14 protein-coding genes are annotated in these 15,996 nt (G+C 43.1%); 6 read left to right on the top strand and 8 right to left on the bottom strand.

Features of this window, described 5'->3' with window-relative positions:
* The first annotated feature begins 29 nt into the window (after positions 1-29).
* Positions 30-560: a gamma carbonic anhydrase family protein gene (locus GA693_RS03000; protein WP_160241461.1), complete on the top strand. Its 531-nt coding sequence runs from the start codon at positions 30-32 to the stop codon at positions 558-560.
* A 142-nt stretch (positions 561-702) separates the two neighbouring features.
* Here GA693_RS03000 and GA693_RS02995 read toward each other — a convergent pair whose 3' ends face one another.
* A complete protein-coding gene (locus GA693_RS02995; RefSeq protein ID WP_160241462.1) occupies positions 703-1,497 on the bottom strand; it encodes a hypothetical protein in 795 nt (264 codons plus the stop codon).
* Between the two features lie 407 nt (positions 1,498-1,904).
* Positions 1,905-2,711, bottom strand: coding sequence for a hypothetical protein (locus GA693_RS02990; protein ID WP_228278815.1), 807 nt, complete (start codon positions 2,709-2,711; stop codon positions 1,905-1,907).
* 318 nt (positions 2,712-3,029) lie between these two features.
* Between GA693_RS02990 and GA693_RS02980 the strand changes: the two genes are divergently transcribed.
* From GA693_RS02980 to GA693_RS02960, 5 genes are all read left to right on the top strand, one after another.
* Positions 3,030-3,515 (top strand): NUDIX hydrolase, encoded by a 486-nt coding sequence (locus GA693_RS02980; protein ID WP_005176771.1) that lies wholly within the window; start codon positions 3,030-3,032, stop codon positions 3,513-3,515.
* A 4-nt stretch (positions 3,516-3,519) separates the two neighbouring features.
* Complete coding sequence (mnmA, locus tag GA693_RS02975; protein WP_160241463.1) at positions 3,520-4,653, top strand: tRNA 2-thiouridine(34) synthase MnmA; 1,134 nt, start codon at positions 3,520-3,522, stop codon at positions 4,651-4,653.
* Between the two features lie 14 nt (positions 4,654-4,667).
* The gene (gene hflD / locus GA693_RS02970; RefSeq protein ID WP_005176767.1) at positions 4,668-5,399 is read left to right on the top strand and encodes a high frequency lysogenization protein HflD; all 732 of its coding nucleotides are present in this window, start codon (positions 4,668-4,670) and stop codon (positions 5,397-5,399) included.
* A gap of 50 nt (positions 5,400-5,449) precedes the next feature.
* Positions 5,450-6,838 carry an adenylosuccinate lyase gene (gene purB, locus GA693_RS02965; protein WP_005176761.1) on the top strand — a complete coding sequence of 463 codons (1,389 nt, stop codon included), beginning with the start codon at positions 5,450-5,452 and terminating at the stop codon, positions 6,836-6,838.
* 150 nt (positions 6,839-6,988) lie between these two features.
* On the top strand, positions 6,989-7,627 hold the full coding sequence (locus tag GA693_RS02960) for a DUF2238 domain-containing protein (protein ID WP_160241464.1): 639 nt from the start codon (positions 6,989-6,991) through the stop codon (positions 7,625-7,627).
* A gap of 32 nt (positions 7,628-7,659) precedes the next feature.
* On the opposite strand, the gene sohB is transcribed toward GA693_RS02960, so the two are convergent.
* The 6 genes from sohB to GA693_RS02930 all read right to left on the bottom strand — a co-directional run bounded on the left by sohB (position 7,660) and on the right by GA693_RS02930 (position 15,995).
* Positions 7,660-8,622: a protease SohB gene (gene sohB, locus GA693_RS02955; RefSeq protein WP_160241465.1), complete on the bottom strand. Its 963-nt coding sequence runs from the start codon at positions 8,620-8,622 to the stop codon at positions 7,660-7,662.
* A gap of 398 nt (positions 8,623-9,020) precedes the next feature.
* On the bottom strand, positions 9,021-9,950 hold the full coding sequence (gene pstB / locus GA693_RS02950) for a phosphate ABC transporter ATP-binding protein PstB (RefSeq protein WP_005176754.1): 930 nt from the start codon (positions 9,948-9,950) through the stop codon (positions 9,021-9,023).
* Positions 9,951-9,963: 13 nt separating this feature from the next.
* Positions 9,964-11,358, bottom strand: coding sequence for a phosphate ABC transporter permease PstA (pstA, locus tag GA693_RS02945; RefSeq protein ID WP_160241466.1), 1,395 nt, complete (start codon positions 11,356-11,358; stop codon positions 9,964-9,966).
* Positions 11,358-12,737 (bottom strand): phosphate ABC transporter permease subunit PstC, encoded by a 1,380-nt coding sequence (gene pstC / locus GA693_RS02940; RefSeq protein WP_005176748.1) that lies wholly within the window; start codon positions 12,735-12,737, stop codon positions 11,358-11,360. Before pstC ends, pstA begins: the two co-directional genes overlap by 1 nt.
* A gap of 101 nt (positions 12,738-12,838) precedes the next feature.
* Positions 12,839-13,864, bottom strand: a complete 1,026-nt coding sequence (locus tag GA693_RS02935) for a substrate-binding domain-containing protein (RefSeq protein WP_005176746.1) — start codon at positions 13,862-13,864, stop codon at positions 12,839-12,841.
* Between the two features lie 598 nt (positions 13,865-14,462).
* Complete coding sequence (locus tag GA693_RS02930) at positions 14,463-15,995, bottom strand: pyridoxal phosphate-dependent decarboxylase family protein (protein ID WP_104988856.1); 1,533 nt, start codon at positions 15,993-15,995, stop codon at positions 14,463-14,465.
* Between the last annotated feature and the right edge of the window lies 1 nt (position 15,996).

The raw sequence follows: 15,996 nt of genomic DNA, 5'->3' as shown, positions 1-15,996 counted from the left end.
GATCATTCCACTTTTACGAGCAGATCACCATGAGCCAGAACATTCGTCCTTATTTAGATACCCATCCACAGATTGATGATTCCTGTTATATCGACCCGATGGGTGTGGTCATTGGTGATGTGGTATTAGGCGAAAATGTCTCGGTTTGGCCGTTTGCCGTAATTCGCGGGGATGTTAATTCTATTCGTATTGGTAAAAACTCCAATGTGCAAGATCATTCAATGTTGCATGTCAGCCATAAAAAAGCCGACAAGCCAAATGGTTCACCTTTGATTATTGGTGAAGATGTAACGATTGGTCATCATGTGAAGTTGCATGGTTGTACTATTGGGAACCGCGTTTTGGTGGGTATTGGCACGATTATTTTGGATGACGTTGTTGTTGAAGATGATGTGATGATTGGTGCAGGCTCACTTGTTCCACCAAACAAAGTTTTGGAAAGTGGCTATTTGTATATGGGTAGTCCTGTTAAAAAAGTACGTCCGCTAACCGATAAAGAAAAAGCGTTTTTGCCGTATTCAGCGCAGAATTATGTGAAGGTTTCGGGGAATTATAAGTAAAATTGGATTTCGCATAAGAGATTTTATGTTAAATAAAAGCTAAGAATTTATTTAAAAGAGTCCAGCATTTGAAAGGAATTCTGAAAAAAATATATTTAATTATTTACTAAGCTTTTGATAAATAAATATATTTTTTATAAAACTATTTTTGGTCTACTGGTGATATATTCCAAGCCATTAGAAGTCGCCATATATTTGCGTCAATCTCTTGAACGTTATCAAAATGCTTTTGATCTACAATCCAATTAACTTTTACTCCTCCAAGAATAAACTCTTGAGAGCGCACGAATAATTGAAAATTATGGTCTGGTGAGACATAAAACTGAAACCCTGAACTCAAAGCATTCATTGAATGCCCGAAACACATTTTTCCTTTTGAACCATTATTAAACTGATAACAATCCACACCATTTTGAGTTTGCTTTGAGTCAATATTTAAGTTTTTCATTATTTCTGAATCAAAAAATTGCTTTGTATTCCTTTCTGTAGAGCCTCCTAATGTACTTACAAATACTTTGACTTGATCATAATGATCTAAAGTATAATTCCCATGAATACTGTTGTCCGTTGCCTGTACAGTTGAACCATTTAATATCAAATTAAATTCAAGGCCTCCCCCCATATCTATCATTGTCCAAGGCGTTTCTTTTGCTTCCGACTCGCTCAACGATGGATACTTTTTAGGTTGATAGTCAATAGGGAATTGACCAAGATAATGCTCAAGGTGCAGTCGATAAAACTCTCGCTCACACTTTGTACAATGTGTGTCAGGTATATGTTTTCGTCTTTGTCCAAGCTCAGCTTTGATGATGAGCTGATCTGTAAATTTCCATGTCACAATCTCTCCTTCTTTCGGGATATGTACTTTTTCTTTTGGCATACAACCTCCTAAAAGCACCATAGCCATTAGCACCATTCCTTTTTGAAAATAATTCATTACAAACTCTTAATATTTATAAAATATATAATTTAAAAACAGTTAATGACTTAGCTTTTAGCAAAGCTAAAATTAACATAGTACTAACTCCCCCAAATCATTTAAATAATAAAAAACCCCGGCATCCTGCCGGGGTTTTTCGTATTGGTTCGCTCGGTATAACTCCTGTCGTACCTTACTTTCCTTGTGCCTATCTCTTGTTATTCTTCTCTGGAACTTCCTGTTCTCCATGTCTTCATCATAGGAAATTGAAGCCAGGTCGTATAGGCGAAAAGGACCGGAATTGCTGTGAGCATATACGTACAAGAGTGGCTAAAAACTGCTCCAGCTTTTACCAAACTAGAAGAGTCATTCCTTAGTCATGACTAATATTTCGCATAACAGCCATTATGTTAAATAAGTAAAATTTAGTTATTTTTTTGAGATGATGGAGCTGAGTTCCATGTGTCTAATAAGCGCCATATTGCATTATCAATATCTTGCCATTTCTCCCAATTGTTTAAATTAGTTTCCCATTGAACCCATATATCCCCATACTTATTTGATTCATAGTTATTTCCTATTATTTCAATTGATTCTCCATTTTCTGGTCTTCTTCCTCTTGTATTAACTTTAAGAAAGACACCAGAAACATTTGGAATATTCGAATCTGCATAACAAAATAGATATTCATCAGAAAAAATCCTCCGATAACATTCCAAGCCGAATTTTTTAAATTTCGAATCCATCTTGACATATTCCGGAGTAATATTATTAAGAATTACTTTTTTTGTATCAGTATTATTTTCCCTCATCTCTAAACCTAAACCTTTTATTCGTACTCGTACCTGATCTTTATGATCAGGTGCAAAACCATCCGTAGCTTCTATTTTTTCCCTATTGAAAGTTAAATAAAATTCTAATTGTCGATTAGAGTCAGGCATTGGTAAAGTATTTGCTTCCTCTTGAGTTATAGCGGGAAATTTTTCAGGAATATAGTCAATTGGAAACTGCCCTAAATAATGTTCACGTTCAGGGCGATAAAATTCATTATCAAATTGGTCAGGAATATGTTTTCTACGTGGACCAAGCTTTGCTTTTACTATCAAATTTGGATTCTGCTTCCATGTCACTATTTCCCCTTCTTTAGGAATATCTTTTGAAATATCTTTTGATGTACATCCAATAAGTAACAGGACATACGAGGAAATAATCCAATATCTTTTTATTAGCATTATTTATCTCTTATAAATTTATGATTTCAGCAAAATCAGAATAGTTAAATTTCCCTAAAATTAACATAATACACCTTATACGAAATGCGTTATAATTATCTATAGAAATCAATGCTGTAGTTTCTAGTTTATAGCCCGAACATCCCTGTTCGGGCTTTTTTTATGATTTTTCATGTTCCACGCTCATTATTAAGTCCTTGTTTCACACAATTTTTTACTCAAACACAAAAAACATCTTCTCCAAAGAAATCCCCTTCCCTCATAGCCACATCCCCCTAAATTTTGTAGAATATGCGTTTTACCCCATGGTGCTTTTTTATGACCGCTTGGACTGCGCATGTGACTGTTGCCACCGTTGTTGAAAAAGACGGTAAATTTCTGTTCGTAGAAGAACAGACTGAAGGCGTTACACATACTGTCTTTAACCAGCCTGCAGGTCATGTAGAAGCCGGTGAAACCATTATTGAAGCAGCGGTTCGCGAAACCCTGGAAGAAACCGGATACGATGTACGTATTCAGGCTTTACTGGGCATTTATACCTATACCCCGCCCATGTTTCCAGATCGTACCTATTACCGTTTCTGCTTTCTGGCCGAAGCCATTCACCATCATGCAGATGCACAGCTAGACACTGGTATTGTCCGTGCCGTCTGGATGAGCCCGGATGAACTGCTTGAATCGGCCCGCGCCCGCAGTCCTTTGGTGATTAAAGCCGTACAGGATGCTCAGACCGGACAAAAATATCCTTTATCGCTCATTTACGAGCACCAAAATTCTCCCTTAATTCATAGTGTGGATGCCTAATCCTATGCAACAACGTGTCATCGTCGGTATGTCAGGTGGTGTAGATTCTTCTGTTTCTGCAGCACTCCTCCTTCAACAAGGTTATCAGGTTGAAGGATTGTTCATGAAAAACTGGGAAGAAGATGATGGCACGGAATACTGTACAGCCATGGAAGATCTGGCCGATGCCCAGGCCGTATGCGATAAAATTGGCATCAAACTGCACACTGCCAACTTTGCCATGGAATACTGGGATCGGGTTTTCGAGCATTTCCTGGCAGAATACGCAGCCGGTCGTACCCCTAACCCGGATATTTTGTGCAATAAAGAAATCAAGTTCCGTGCGTTTTTAGATCATGCCATTAACCTGGGTGCTGATTTTATTGCAACGGGTCACTACTGCCGTCGTGGTGAAACCATGACCAACTCTAAAGGTGATCAATATGCACCTTTATTGCGTGGTGTCGACAACAACAAAGATCAGACTTACTTCCTGCACGCGGTGCATGGTCGTGAAATTAACAAGACCCTGTTCCCTGTCGGTGAAATTGAAAAGCCACAAGTACGTAAAATTGCAGAAGAATTGGGCTTGGCGACTGCAAAGAAAAAAGACTCCACCGGTATCTGTTTTATTGGTGAACGCCGCTTTAATGACTTCTTAAAACAATATTTACCCGCACAACCCGGAAAAATCGTGCTGGAAGATGGCAAAGAGGTTGGTGAACATCACGGCTTAATGTACTATACGCTCGGTCAACGCGGTGGTATTGGTATTGGCGGCATGAAAGGTGCAACTGAAGGTGCCTGGTTTGTACTGCATAAAGATGTAGCCGGCAATCGTCTGGTGGTTGGTCAAGGTCATGATCATCCACTGATGCAAAGCACGATTCTGTGGAGCGAATCCATTGACTGGGTCGCAGGTGAACAGGATATTCCTGACACCGGTTTCCGCTGCACGGCAAAAACCCGCTATCGCCAACCTGACCAAGACTGCGTATTATTTAAAGATCCAGAAACACCAAATGGTGTACGTGTTGAATTTGATCAGCCACAACGTGCAGTAACACCAGGTCAAAGCGTGGTGTTCTACGCAGGTGAAGTGTGCTTAGGGGGTGGCGTGATCCATCATACCAATGCCCCTCACCCGGATTTTGTTTAAAGGATTGTTTCGGCATGACAGAGTTACCGTTTCAACAGCCTCGAACTCTGAATGTTCGCCAGAATCGTGCTTTGGCCCTCGCTGCTGTGTTTCAGGCCACGCAGCTGACCCATATGACCGCACTGACTGGCCGACAAAGTATTGGCGATAGCGGTAACTTTTATCTGGAGCGCCTGATTCAGGCCAGCCTGAATATCCGTCCAAGTAATAATCAGAGTGGCCAAACCTTAGACTTTTTTAGTCAGCTGGCCGATATCTCCCTTGGTTTAAAAACCCTCGAAAATAGCATTACCCATCCGTTTACCACCTCACCCAAATCCAGATTACCGAAAATGTCCAATGCCAAGTTGCCGATGTCCTATGCCATGGCGCTGCTGCAACTGGAAAAGAAAGTCTATAGTAATCCGCAATTTGTTGAAATTATTGAGCAATCTCAGCAAAAAATCTTAAAACAGCTGTCCTTTTTTGATAATAACTATTTACATCCAAGTATTCTCGCCAATCTTGCCCAAACCTATGTGGATACTGCTGGACAGATTAATCCGCGGATTATGGTGCGTGGCAATGCCGAGGCCTTTAAAGATTCTGCCCATACCAACCGTATTCGTGCCTCGCTATTTACCGGCCTGCAAATGGCACATTTGTGGCGTCAACTCGGTGGCAGCTCATGGGCGATGATTTTTAGCAAACGCAAACTGCTTCAAGATATTCAGGATCTTGCCCGTTTACAGTATCAGGTGGTCTGATCTGTACGGACATTTGTTTTAGGTTTAGTTCCAAAGTTTAAGGAATCGTTATGAACGCTTTAACTGCACTTTCTCCATTAGATGGACGTTATGCGAGCAAATGTGATGCTCTTCGTCCTTTCCTTTCTGAGTTTGGTTTAATCCATGCTCGTGTGACTGTTGAAGTGCGTTGGTTACAAGCGCTTGCGAACCGTCCGGAAATTACTGAAGTCCCAGCTTTTTCTGCAGAAACCAATGCGGCCTTAGATGCGATTGTGGCAAATTTCTCTGAAGAAGATGCGAACCGCATTAAAGAGATTGAACGTACCACTAACCACGACGTTAAAGCGGTTGAATATTTCCTGAAAGAAAAAATCGCCAACATCGACGAGCTGAAAAATGCCGGTGAATTCATTCACTTTGCTTGTACTTCTGAAGACATCAACAACCTGTCACACGCGTTAATGCTGAAAAACGGCCGTGATGTACTGGTTGCATCTATGCAGCAAATCATTGACTCAATTGTGGCGCTGGCTGAAAAACATGCTGATCAACCCATGCTGTCTCGTACACACGGTCAAACAGCTAGCCCAACCACTTTGGGTAAAGAAATGGCCAACGTGGCGTACCGTTTAGCGCGTCAAATCAAGCAATTCAACAATGTTGAACTGCTGGGTAAAATCAACGGTGCAGTGGGTAACTACAACGCTCACCTGTCTGCCTATCCAGACATCAACTGGCCTGCACATTCACAAGCATTTGTTGAATCTTTAGGTTTAACTTTCAACCCGTACACCACGCAAATTGAACCGCATGACTATATGGCGGAACTGTTTGATGCGCTGCGTCGTTTCAACACCATCTTAATCGACTTTAACCGTGACGTTTGGGGTTATATCTCGCTGGGCTTCTTCAAACAAAAACTGAAAGAAGGCGAAGTCGGTTCTTCAACCATGCCGCACAAAGTCAACCCGATTGACTTCGAAAACTCTGAAGGTAACCTGGGTATTGCCAATGCTGTTCTTGCGCACCTGGGCGAAAAACTTCCAATTTCTCGCTGGCAGCGTGACTTAACCGACTCAACTGTACTTCGTAACATGGGTGTTGGTTTTGCACAGAGCTTGATCGCATTTGAAGCCTGCTTAAAAGGTATTGGTAAACTAGAACTGAATGCTGACCGTATTCTGGAAGACCTGGACAATGCACAAGAAGTATTGGCTGAACCGATTCAAACGGTTATGCGTCGTTACAACGTTGAAAAACCATACGAAAAATTAAAAGCGCTGACTCGTGGTCAAGCGATGACTCGCGACATGATGGTGAGCTTCGTCAACGGTAACGAACTCGAAGCTGTTCCGGCTGCGGATCGTGCACGTTTAGCTGAAATGACCCCTGCGTCTTACACCGGTAATGCCGCTGAACAGGCAAAACAAATTAAAGATTTGATTGCTAAAATCTAATGAAATGATTTGAGTTTTTCACACCATCTTCTTTCTTCCTCTGGAAGCAACATAAAGAGGGTGTAATTTTGAAAAACTCAGCATCAAAAAGCGAAGCTCCGGTTTCGCTTTTTTATTATGATAATTACAAATCCCAATCCTATAACCAGAATGATCGACTACCAATTACAGGCCAAACATTGGCTAATGCTGGCCCTATTAGGCCTGGCCATGCTGCTTGCCAGTATCAACCCGATGGAATTTTCAGCCTATGTGCTGCATCAGGTTGGAACGGTTATCATGCTAATTGTGCTGCTACTGCTCTTCAAAAAAGTCGGTCTAAGCTTTTCCAGTTTTGTTTTCTATCTCATCTTTCTGTTGATTCATATTTTAGGCGCGCATTATCTCTATTCTTATGTGCCCTATAACGACTGGCTGCTGCAATACTTCGGCTTTGATTTAAATCAGTGGCTGGGCTGGGAACGCAATATGTATGATCGTTTTGTGCATTTTGCCTATGGCGTGCTGCTCTACCCGCTGTTTTTCCGCTTACATCGGCTCTGCTTTCCAAAAGCCAAAGACTTGGTGATTTTTCTGCTGGTCGTGCAATGGGTCATGAGCAGCAGTTTGATTTACGAATGGCTGGAATGGTTACTCGCGGTAACCCTCTCCCCGGAAGCGGCTGAAAATTATAACGGTCAGCAAGGCGACGTCTGGGATGCACATAAAGATATGCTCCTGGCTACGCTCGGCGCGATTCTGGCAGGAAGCTGGAACTTATACAAAGACAGAAAAAAAGCACTCGATTGAGTGCTTTTTCATGTTTCATGAGCAAAATTGGATTAGAGCTTAGGATCGCGCATTTGCACCAGATTGGCACTGGCTTTGCTTAAAGTATCCATCACCTTGTTAATGACCGTAGGCACCAGAGAATCGGCCACCTGTGCGGCTTGTAGGCCGAGTTTTTCACCCAAGGTTGGCTTGCGACGGGTTTCAATGACATAAACATCATGCTGTGGCAATAACCCTAACAGGTATTCATCTGAGGTTTGCAGTTTATCGACCAGGTTCAGATCGGAAGCATCCTGACCATACCAGTGTTCACCTGTAGCGACTTTTTCTACATTGAGCTGCGGACGGTACTTTTCAACAAAGTGCTTGAACAGGCTGTGAGTTTGTTGCAACTCTTCTTCAAACTTGGCCTTGCCTTCTTCGGTATTTTCACCAAACATGGTCACGGTGCGTTTGTATTGACCAGCCGTATACAGTTCAAAATCTATATTATGCTGTTTTAGCAGACGGTTAAAGTTTGGCACCTGTGCCACCACGCCAATTGAACCGACAATGGCAAACGGTGCAGAGATAATTTCATTGGCGATACAAGCCATCATATAGCCACCGCTGGCTGCGACCTTATCAACACAGATGGTCAAATGAAAACCGGCATCACGCAGACGTACCAGTTGTGCAGCGGCTAAACCATAACCATGTACCATCCCGCCCGGACTTTCCAAACGTACCACCACGCGGTCACGTCCAGCTTTGGCTGTGGCCAGAATTAAGGTAATTTCTTCACGCAGATTCTCTACCGCAGAGGCGGCCATATCCCCTTTAAAATCGAGTACATAAATTTTCTGGTTATTCTTTTTACGCAGGCGTGCCTCTTTGGACAATTGCTGGCTAAATTGCAACAGCTCCAGTTTGGAGGCCGTAGTCTGCGCTATTTTTTTTCGTTGTTCGTTAATACGCGCATTTAAATGACGGATACGAATTTCGGCAGGTAGTTTTGGGGAATGAAATAACATATAAAAATCTGTTCTCAATTTTATTTTGGCTAAGCTTTAGATGAGGGCGGATATTGAGAATTCAATATTAGCGCATTTATTTGCTTAATTTAATCTACTTCAGTGTTAACCGTAGTGTCATTTTTGCAACAACTAAAAAATACAGCCCTGTTGAACAGGACGGGATTTTTAAAAGCTGGGAAAGCTCAACATTAAAACCACCAACTGGATAGCAGATGGAATGATCTGCTCCGGATTCAGCCCTTCAAACTGAAATCTATTTTGAGCTTTGTTTTAAGCGTGTTGATAGATGGATAATCCACCAGATCCGCTATGACCCTCCCCCCTACCCCTCAACCAGAGCCATAAAAAAACCGCAAATATTGATTTGCGGTTTTTTGATATACAGCGGTTGGCAATTAACCAAAACGACCTGTAATGTACGCTTCCGTTAATTGATGGTCTGGTTGAGTAAAGACTTTTTCAGTCGAGTTCACTTCAATCAGATCACCCAGGTGGAAGTATGCGGTACGGTCTGATACACGCGCTGCCTGTTGCATCGAGTGCGTAACAATCGCAATAGTGTACTGGGTAGACAGTTCAGAAATCAGTTCTTCAACTTTTGCAGTTGCAATCGGGTCCAGTGCTGAACATGGTTCATCCATCAGAATGACTTCTGGTGAAACCGCAATGGTACGCGCGATACATAAACGTTGCTGCTGACCACCTGATAGACCGGTACCTGGCTGGCTTAAACGGTCTTTAACTTCATCCCACAGACCAGCTTTACGCAGGCTGTTTTCAACAATTTCTTCAAGATCGTATTTGTCACGCGCCAAACCGTGCAGTTTCGGGCCGTAAGCCACGTTTTCAAAAATTGATTTCGGGAACGGGTTTGGCTTCTGGAACACCATACCCACCTGAGCACGTAGCAACACCACATCCAGGTTCGGATCATAAATATCCTGATTATCCAGCATGACTTTACCGGTAACGCGGCATGAATCAATGGTGTCATTCATCCGGTTTAAGGTACGAAGGAAAGTCGATTTACCACAACCTGATGGACCAATGAAGGCAATGACTTCATTTTCATAAATGTTCAGGTCAATGCCTTTAATTGCTTCAGATTCACCATAGTACACATGAACATCGGAGGTGCTGAGTTTGACATTGTTCGATTTGGCTTCTTTTTTGCTCGCCGCCTGGGTATCAAACTGAGACACAAACGAAGTTGCAGGCTGTTTGTGTTCTTCGCCTTCAGTTGACGTAAATTGTGTTTGCTCTGGATTCACTGCTTTATCCTGTTCTAAGGAATTCGGTTTGTCTGTGCTTAATACAGTAGTCATATTTTTCCCTCAATTACCAACGTACTTCAAATTTCTTACGTAACCAGATCGCCAGACTGTTCAGGCCGATCATGAGTGCAAGAAGTACGATAATGGCGGCAGCGGTACGTCCTTCAAAGAAGTTACGCAATTCATTGCCCTGCCATAGGAAAATTTGTACCGGTAATGCGGTAGATTGATCAAATGGAGATGCCGGTACGCTCGCAACGAAGGCACTCATACCAATTAATAGAAGTGGTGCGGTTTCACCCAATGCTTGTGCAACACCAATAATCGCACCGGTTAAAATCCCTGGTAATGCCAGTGGCAATACATGATGGAATACGGTTTGTAGACGTGATGCACCCAAGCCCAATGCAGCCTGACGAATAGATGGCGGCACCGCTTTTAGTGAAGCACGTGTGGTAATAATTACGGTCGGTAAAGTCATTAAACTTAGAACTAGACCACCCACCAGTGGCGCAGATAACGGTAAATGCATCCAGCCAATGAAGATGGCAGCGCCCAACAGACCAAATACAATCGATGGAACTGCGGCCAGGTTGTTAATGTTCACTTCAATAATATCAGTAATGACATTTTTTGGTGCAAATTCTTCCAGGTAAATTGCAGATGCCACACCAATTGGAATCGAGATAAAGATCACGATCAGCATCATGAACAATGAACCCATGAAGGCACCAGCCAAACCAGAAGTTGCAGGCGAACTACGCGAGTCCGGGCTGACAAAGATGTTGGTATTGAAAGTATTTTCTATAATACCTTGGGCTTTCAGATCATCTGCCAGCTGACGGATTTCCGGGCTTAGCTGCTGCTGTTCTGCCGGCAGGTCACGGTCAATATTGCCCGCAAGCCATACATCTACATTGGCATCGGCCAGAATTTTCACTTCTTTGGTTTGACCAATCAGCGATGGATCTGCCAGTACCATATCACGTAAGCGATAGGTTTCAGAACTGGTGTACATGTAGCCTAAATCATCACGCTTGGCTTCAAGCGCCGCATCTTTAGCGACGATACCATTAACGATAAGCGCATCCCAATCAACCATCCCCATTTCAGTCTGCCAGGCAATCATACGGTCATTAAATTGTGCCGGAGATTCACCTGCCTGCTGTTTTGGCTGGGCGCCCACATTAATAATGCTTGGGTCAAAGTAGACTGGCACTGCCATACTGCTTTGCCAGAATGCCGGTAAACCTTTGGCCAGAATACTGCCGAACAGCAACACGACAAAGAATAAACCTGCCAGTACCGAGGCCAGACCAAACATGCGGAAAGTGCTTTCTTTACGATGGCGTTTTGCTAACGAGCTTTCAATTTTCTGTTTACGTTGTGCGCGTAATTCAGCGGCCGCCCGTGGATCAAGCGGTTGTTGATCCATTGAAGTAGTATTTGAAGTACTCATTAGTCGTATTGCTCACGATATTTACGCACGATGTAAAGTGCCACAATGTTCAAACACAGGGTAATAACAAACAGGGTTAAACCTAATGCGAACGCCACCAATGCCTGCGGACTTGCGAAGTCGGTATCACCGGTTAACTGGTTAACAATCGTCATGGTCACGGTTGCAACCGCTTCTAGCGGGTTGGCATGTAACAACGGACTGTTACCTGCGGCCAGGACCACAATCATGGTTTCACCAATTGCACGAGATGCAGCCAGCAAGAAGGCACCGATAATCCCTGGCAAGGCAGCCGGCATCACCACTTTACGAATGGTTTCCGACTTAGTCGCACCCAGACCCAACGAACCATCACGTAGAGCACGTGGTACCTGGGTAATGATGTCATCAGATAAAGACGATACAAATGGAATGATCATGATGCCCATTACCAGACCGGCAGTTAAAGCACTGGTAGCATTGATATCAATACCCAGCAGTGCACCGGCACTTTTCAGGAATGGACCAATAATCATTAAGGCAAATACACCATATACAATGGTCGGAATACCGGCCAACACTTCAATGGTTGGTTTTGCCCAAGAACGGAATTTCGGAGATGCATACTCTGCCAGGTAAATGGCAATCATCAGACCAATAGGTACTGCAACCAGCAATGCAATCGCACTGACCAGCAAGGTTCCCCATAACAGCGGTAACAGACCATATTCACCATCGGCACTACCGGTGGTACTAAAACCTGGGTTCCACTGGGTACCAAAGAAGAAGTCCATTGGGCTGACGAAGCTAAAGAAGCGCATGGCTTCCCCGAACATCGACATCACGATACCAACGGTGGTCAGAATGGCCACACCAGAACAGAGGGCTAAAGAAATGTTAATGATCTTTTCAACCTGGTTACGGGCACGGTACTGTTGAGAGACACGTTTTTTCGCCCATAGCAAACCAATTAACGCTGCACAAATCACAACGGCCAGTTTGATATAAGAACCAATGGTTTCAAATTTTGCTAATTGTTCAGCAGCTGCCAGTTCATAGGCGGCTGGTGTATCAGTGACACCAAAGCCAGAAGCTAGTGCTTGCACACGGTCTACCAGAACGCTGGTGCTGGCTGCATTCAGGTTGGCAGCAACATCTGCCGGTACATGACTCAGTACTACCTGTTCCAAAATGGTTGGTTCAACCAGATTCCAAACAATCAAAATTAAAAAAGCAGGGATCGCACACCACAACGCCACCAACGCACCATAATAACCAGGGCGTGAGTGCAACATTGCAGAATTATTTCCCTTACCTGCTAGGTTACGGCTTTTGCTTAACCCGATTTGATAGGCTATGGCAATAATTGCCAGTAACACACCTATGAGTAGCAGATTCATGTATTCTCCACCGTTTTTTCAATTTTCATTATTTGAAAAAACATTTCTCTTCGCAAAAAGCTGATGGCAGGAAACCCTGCCATCAGCTGTTTTAACCACAATTATTTAACAGCTTTACCTGCTTTGAAGTTCGCCAGGATTTGCGCACGTTCTTTGTCAGATAAAGAGATCAGACCTGCTTTGTCTAACTTAGAACCTTTACCAGATACTTTCTTGCTTAAGAAGAATTCTGTGTACTGTTGTAGGCCTTTGATTGATTTCAGGTGCTCACCTTTCACGTAGAAGAACAATGGACGTGAAACAGGGTAAGAACCGTTCAGAATTGTTTGCTCAGATGGCGCAACGTTGTTTACAGTTGCAACACGTAGCTTGTCACGGTTTTGGTCATAGAAACCTAGACCGAATACACCCACTGCACTTGGAGAAGTTCTTAAACGTGCCAGTGTTTCAGTGTAGTCACCAGCGATTTCAATCACACGGCCATCTTTACGGAAAGTTGTACATGCTTTTTTCTTCGCATCTTTGTCTAATGCTTTGATTGCTGCGTAAGCTTCACAACCTGCATCAACCATTTTCTCCTGGAACACTTCACGTGTACCGTGGTTAGATGCTGGAATTACCAGAGTAATTGGCTCGTTTGGAAGTGATTTGTCAATCTGGTTCCAACGTGTATATGGGTTAGCAACCATTTTACCTTTCGATGGAAGCTCAGCAGCCAAAGCAGCAAATACATGGTAAGGTTTTAATTTATAAGCAGCTTTGTTTGAGTTTGACGCAAATACGATACCGTCATAACCAATTTTAACTTCTAGGATCTGGTTCACGCCTGCTTTTTTACATGCAGCGATTTCTGAATCTTTAATTTGACGAGATGAGTTTGCGATATCAATTGTGTTATCGCCCACACCGTTACAGAACTGTTTCAAACCACCTGAAGAACCGCCAGAACCAACAACAGGCGCTTTGAATTGTGGGAATGTGTTACCGAACTCTTCTGCTACAATACTTGCGTATGGCAATACTGTAGAAGAACCAGCGATTTGGATGGTGTCACGAGCTGCGTTCGCAGTTGTTGCTACAGCTGCCCCAGATAGTGCTAATGCAAGTGCGATATTGGTAAAGCGCATTCTGTTCTCTCTCAATTTATGCAAATTCGGAGTACGCCACTTTTTATTAAGTTTTGTACTTATTTCGTTATGTGCATTGTGAGTTCAAAATATGACAATAAAGTTACACCTTTATGACACTTTAATGATGTTTTATTTTGCAGCTTGTTTTTATAGTTTCTAGAAGCCTGCTTTATATCAAAATATTAATTTAAGATAATGATTTTAATAACATTTCACTACCTTATTAAAATTTCGAAAGATGTCTAAAAAAATATGAAAGCGCTGTAAAAATATGACAAAATGCCAATCCAGCACCGGTTCGCTTTCTTACAATTGTCATAATTCTCTCTGGTTGATGACAATCACCCGATATTCTATAAAAAGCGAAATTGATTGTTTTTCTTAAACTTAATATATTCATCTGTTGCCTGAAACACACGTTCTCAGCCAATTGATCACTTCACTGTACTCAGCCACTTTATTCATTTCTATCCCCCTTCTTTTGGCCCGTTTGGCTTGTTAACAGATACATGACATTCATCTTCATTTTTTTCAATTCAATGACCCGAGATAAAAAAAGAGGCCTTGTAGGCCTCTCTTTCTTTGCAGCATGCGATTAAGCGATTGGTGGTGTGTAAGTACCATCTGCAATTGAAGCTTTAATACGCTCTGCTTCTGCCAGCACAAGTGCCAGCAGGTTTTTCACGTTGTCTAGTGTTGCAACCGGGCTTAACGTGGTCATTTTCAATGATTGCACCTGACCCACTTTGGTTACACCAATATTGGCTTCACCACGCGCAAACAGTTCATCTGCGACGTTCTGGTTTAAGGCATCAACAAATTCAGCCGGATAGTCTTCAGGCACCACACGGAACAATACCGATGCAAATTGCGGCTCTACCAGCAGCTCAAGACCATCTGTTGCTCTAATATAAGCAGCAACATCACGGGTTAAATCCACACCATGATCGATCATTGAACCATAAAGCTCTTCGCCCAAGGCTTCAACTGTCATCCACAATTTCAAGGCATCAAAACGACGCGTGGTTTGCAGTGACTTCGATACCAGGTTTGGTACGCCATGTTCTTCATCATAAGCAGAGTTCAAGTACTCGGCTTCATAATGCATGAAACGGTAGTTGGCTTCGTCTTTTAACAAGAATGCGCCACATGAAATGGTCTGGAAATAATGCTTGTGGAAATCAAGCGTCACAGAATCCGACAATTCGATGCCATCGAGCATAGAACGATAGTCATTCGACAAAATCAGTGCACCACCCCACGCCGCGTCAATGTGCATCCACGCGCCATATTTGTTGGTGATTTCACGAATTTCTTTTAATGGATCAATCGCGCCCGCATCGGTTGTACCTGCAGTTGCCACCACACATGCCACAATTTTGCCTTCAGACTGAAGGTGTGCCATGGTTTTCTCAAGTGCAACCACATCCATCTGTGCATTGTCATTCACAGGAACGGTAACCACAGACTGGAAGCCCATGCCCATCATCGCCATGTTCTTTTGCACAGAGAAGTGTGCGTTTTCAGAACAGATAACTTTGACATTACGCATTGCATCCGCCGGTACACCATCACGCTGCACTGACCACGGCTTGCCGTTTTCATCTTTCCAGTTTTTCGCGATGCAGGCATCACGCGCCAGCAGTACACCCATCAGGTTAGACTGCGTACCACCTGAAGTGAATACACCGGCCTGACCTGAACCGTAACCGACTTTTTGGCGTAACCAGTCGATTAACTGCACTTCCATTAATGAACCGGCCGGGCTTTGATCCCATGAGTCCATGGACTGGTTAGTGGCGTTAATTAACACTTCTGCGATCTGGCTGGCCACCATGGTTGGACAGTGCAAATGCGCCAGTGAATGCGGATGGTGAACTTTCAAGCTCTTGTTCAGGAACAGCTCGACCATGCGCTCTAAAGATTTCTGTACACCCAGACCTTCTTTCGATGGATTGAATGAAATGGCACTGCGTAGCTCTTTAATGCTACCACCGGTGTACATTTTATCGTTTTGCAACCATGCTGCGACAGCTTTTGTCGCTTGGTCCATTGCTGACTCATAGTCAGCAATAGATTGAGCATCATTGCAGAGTAAGGCTTTACGATGTTCTGCAAAATCTACCATG

The organism is Acinetobacter indicus, assembly GCF_009914475.1.
GTDB classification, from domain to species: Bacteria; Pseudomonadota; Gammaproteobacteria; order Pseudomonadales; family Moraxellaceae; genus Acinetobacter; species Acinetobacter indicus.
This window is presented reverse-complemented; position numbering and strand designations above follow the sequence as displayed.

Bases quoted from the DNA above. Each gene is read 5' to 3' on its own strand.
- GA693_RS03000 (WP_160241461.1), top strand. From the start codon at position 30: ATGAGCCAGAACATTCGTCCTTATTTAGATACCCATCCACAGATTGAT.
- GA693_RS02995 (WP_160241462.1), bottom strand. From the start codon at position 1,497: ATGAATTATTTTCAAAAAGGAATGGTGCTAATGGCTATGGTGCTTTTA.
- GA693_RS02990 (WP_228278815.1), bottom strand. From the start codon at position 2,711: ATGCTAATAAAAAGATATTGGATTATTTCCTCGTATGTCCTGTTACTT.
- GA693_RS02980 (WP_005176771.1), top strand. From the start codon at position 3,030: ATGACCGCTTGGACTGCGCATGTGACTGTTGCCACCGTTGTTGAAAAA.
- mnmA (WP_160241463.1), top strand. From the start codon at position 3,520: ATGCAACAACGTGTCATCGTCGGTATGTCAGGTGGTGTAGATTCTTCT.
- hflD (WP_005176767.1), top strand. From the start codon at position 4,668: ATGACAGAGTTACCGTTTCAACAGCCTCGAACTCTGAATGTTCGCCAG.
- purB (WP_005176761.1), top strand. From the start codon at position 5,450: ATGAACGCTTTAACTGCACTTTCTCCATTAGATGGACGTTATGCGAGC.
- GA693_RS02960 (WP_160241464.1), top strand. From the start codon at position 6,989: ATGATCGACTACCAATTACAGGCCAAACATTGGCTAATGCTGGCCCTA.
- sohB (WP_160241465.1), bottom strand. From the start codon at position 8,622: ATGTTATTTCATTCCCCAAAACTACCTGCCGAAATTCGTATCCGTCAT.
- pstB (WP_005176754.1), bottom strand. From the start codon at position 9,950: ATGACTACTGTATTAAGCACAGACAAACCGAATTCCTTAGAACAGGAT.
- pstA (WP_160241466.1), bottom strand. From the start codon at position 11,358: ATGAGTACTTCAAATACTACTTCAATGGATCAACAACCGCTTGATCCA.
- pstC (WP_005176748.1), bottom strand. From the start codon at position 12,737: ATGAATCTGCTACTCATAGGTGTGTTACTGGCAATTATTGCCATAGCC.
- GA693_RS02935 (WP_005176746.1), bottom strand. From the start codon at position 13,864: ATGCGCTTTACCAATATCGCACTTGCATTAGCACTATCTGGGGCAGCT.
- GA693_RS02930 (WP_104988856.1), bottom strand. From the start codon at position 15,995: ATGGTAGATTTTGCAGAACATCGTAAAGCCTTACTCTGCAATGATGCT.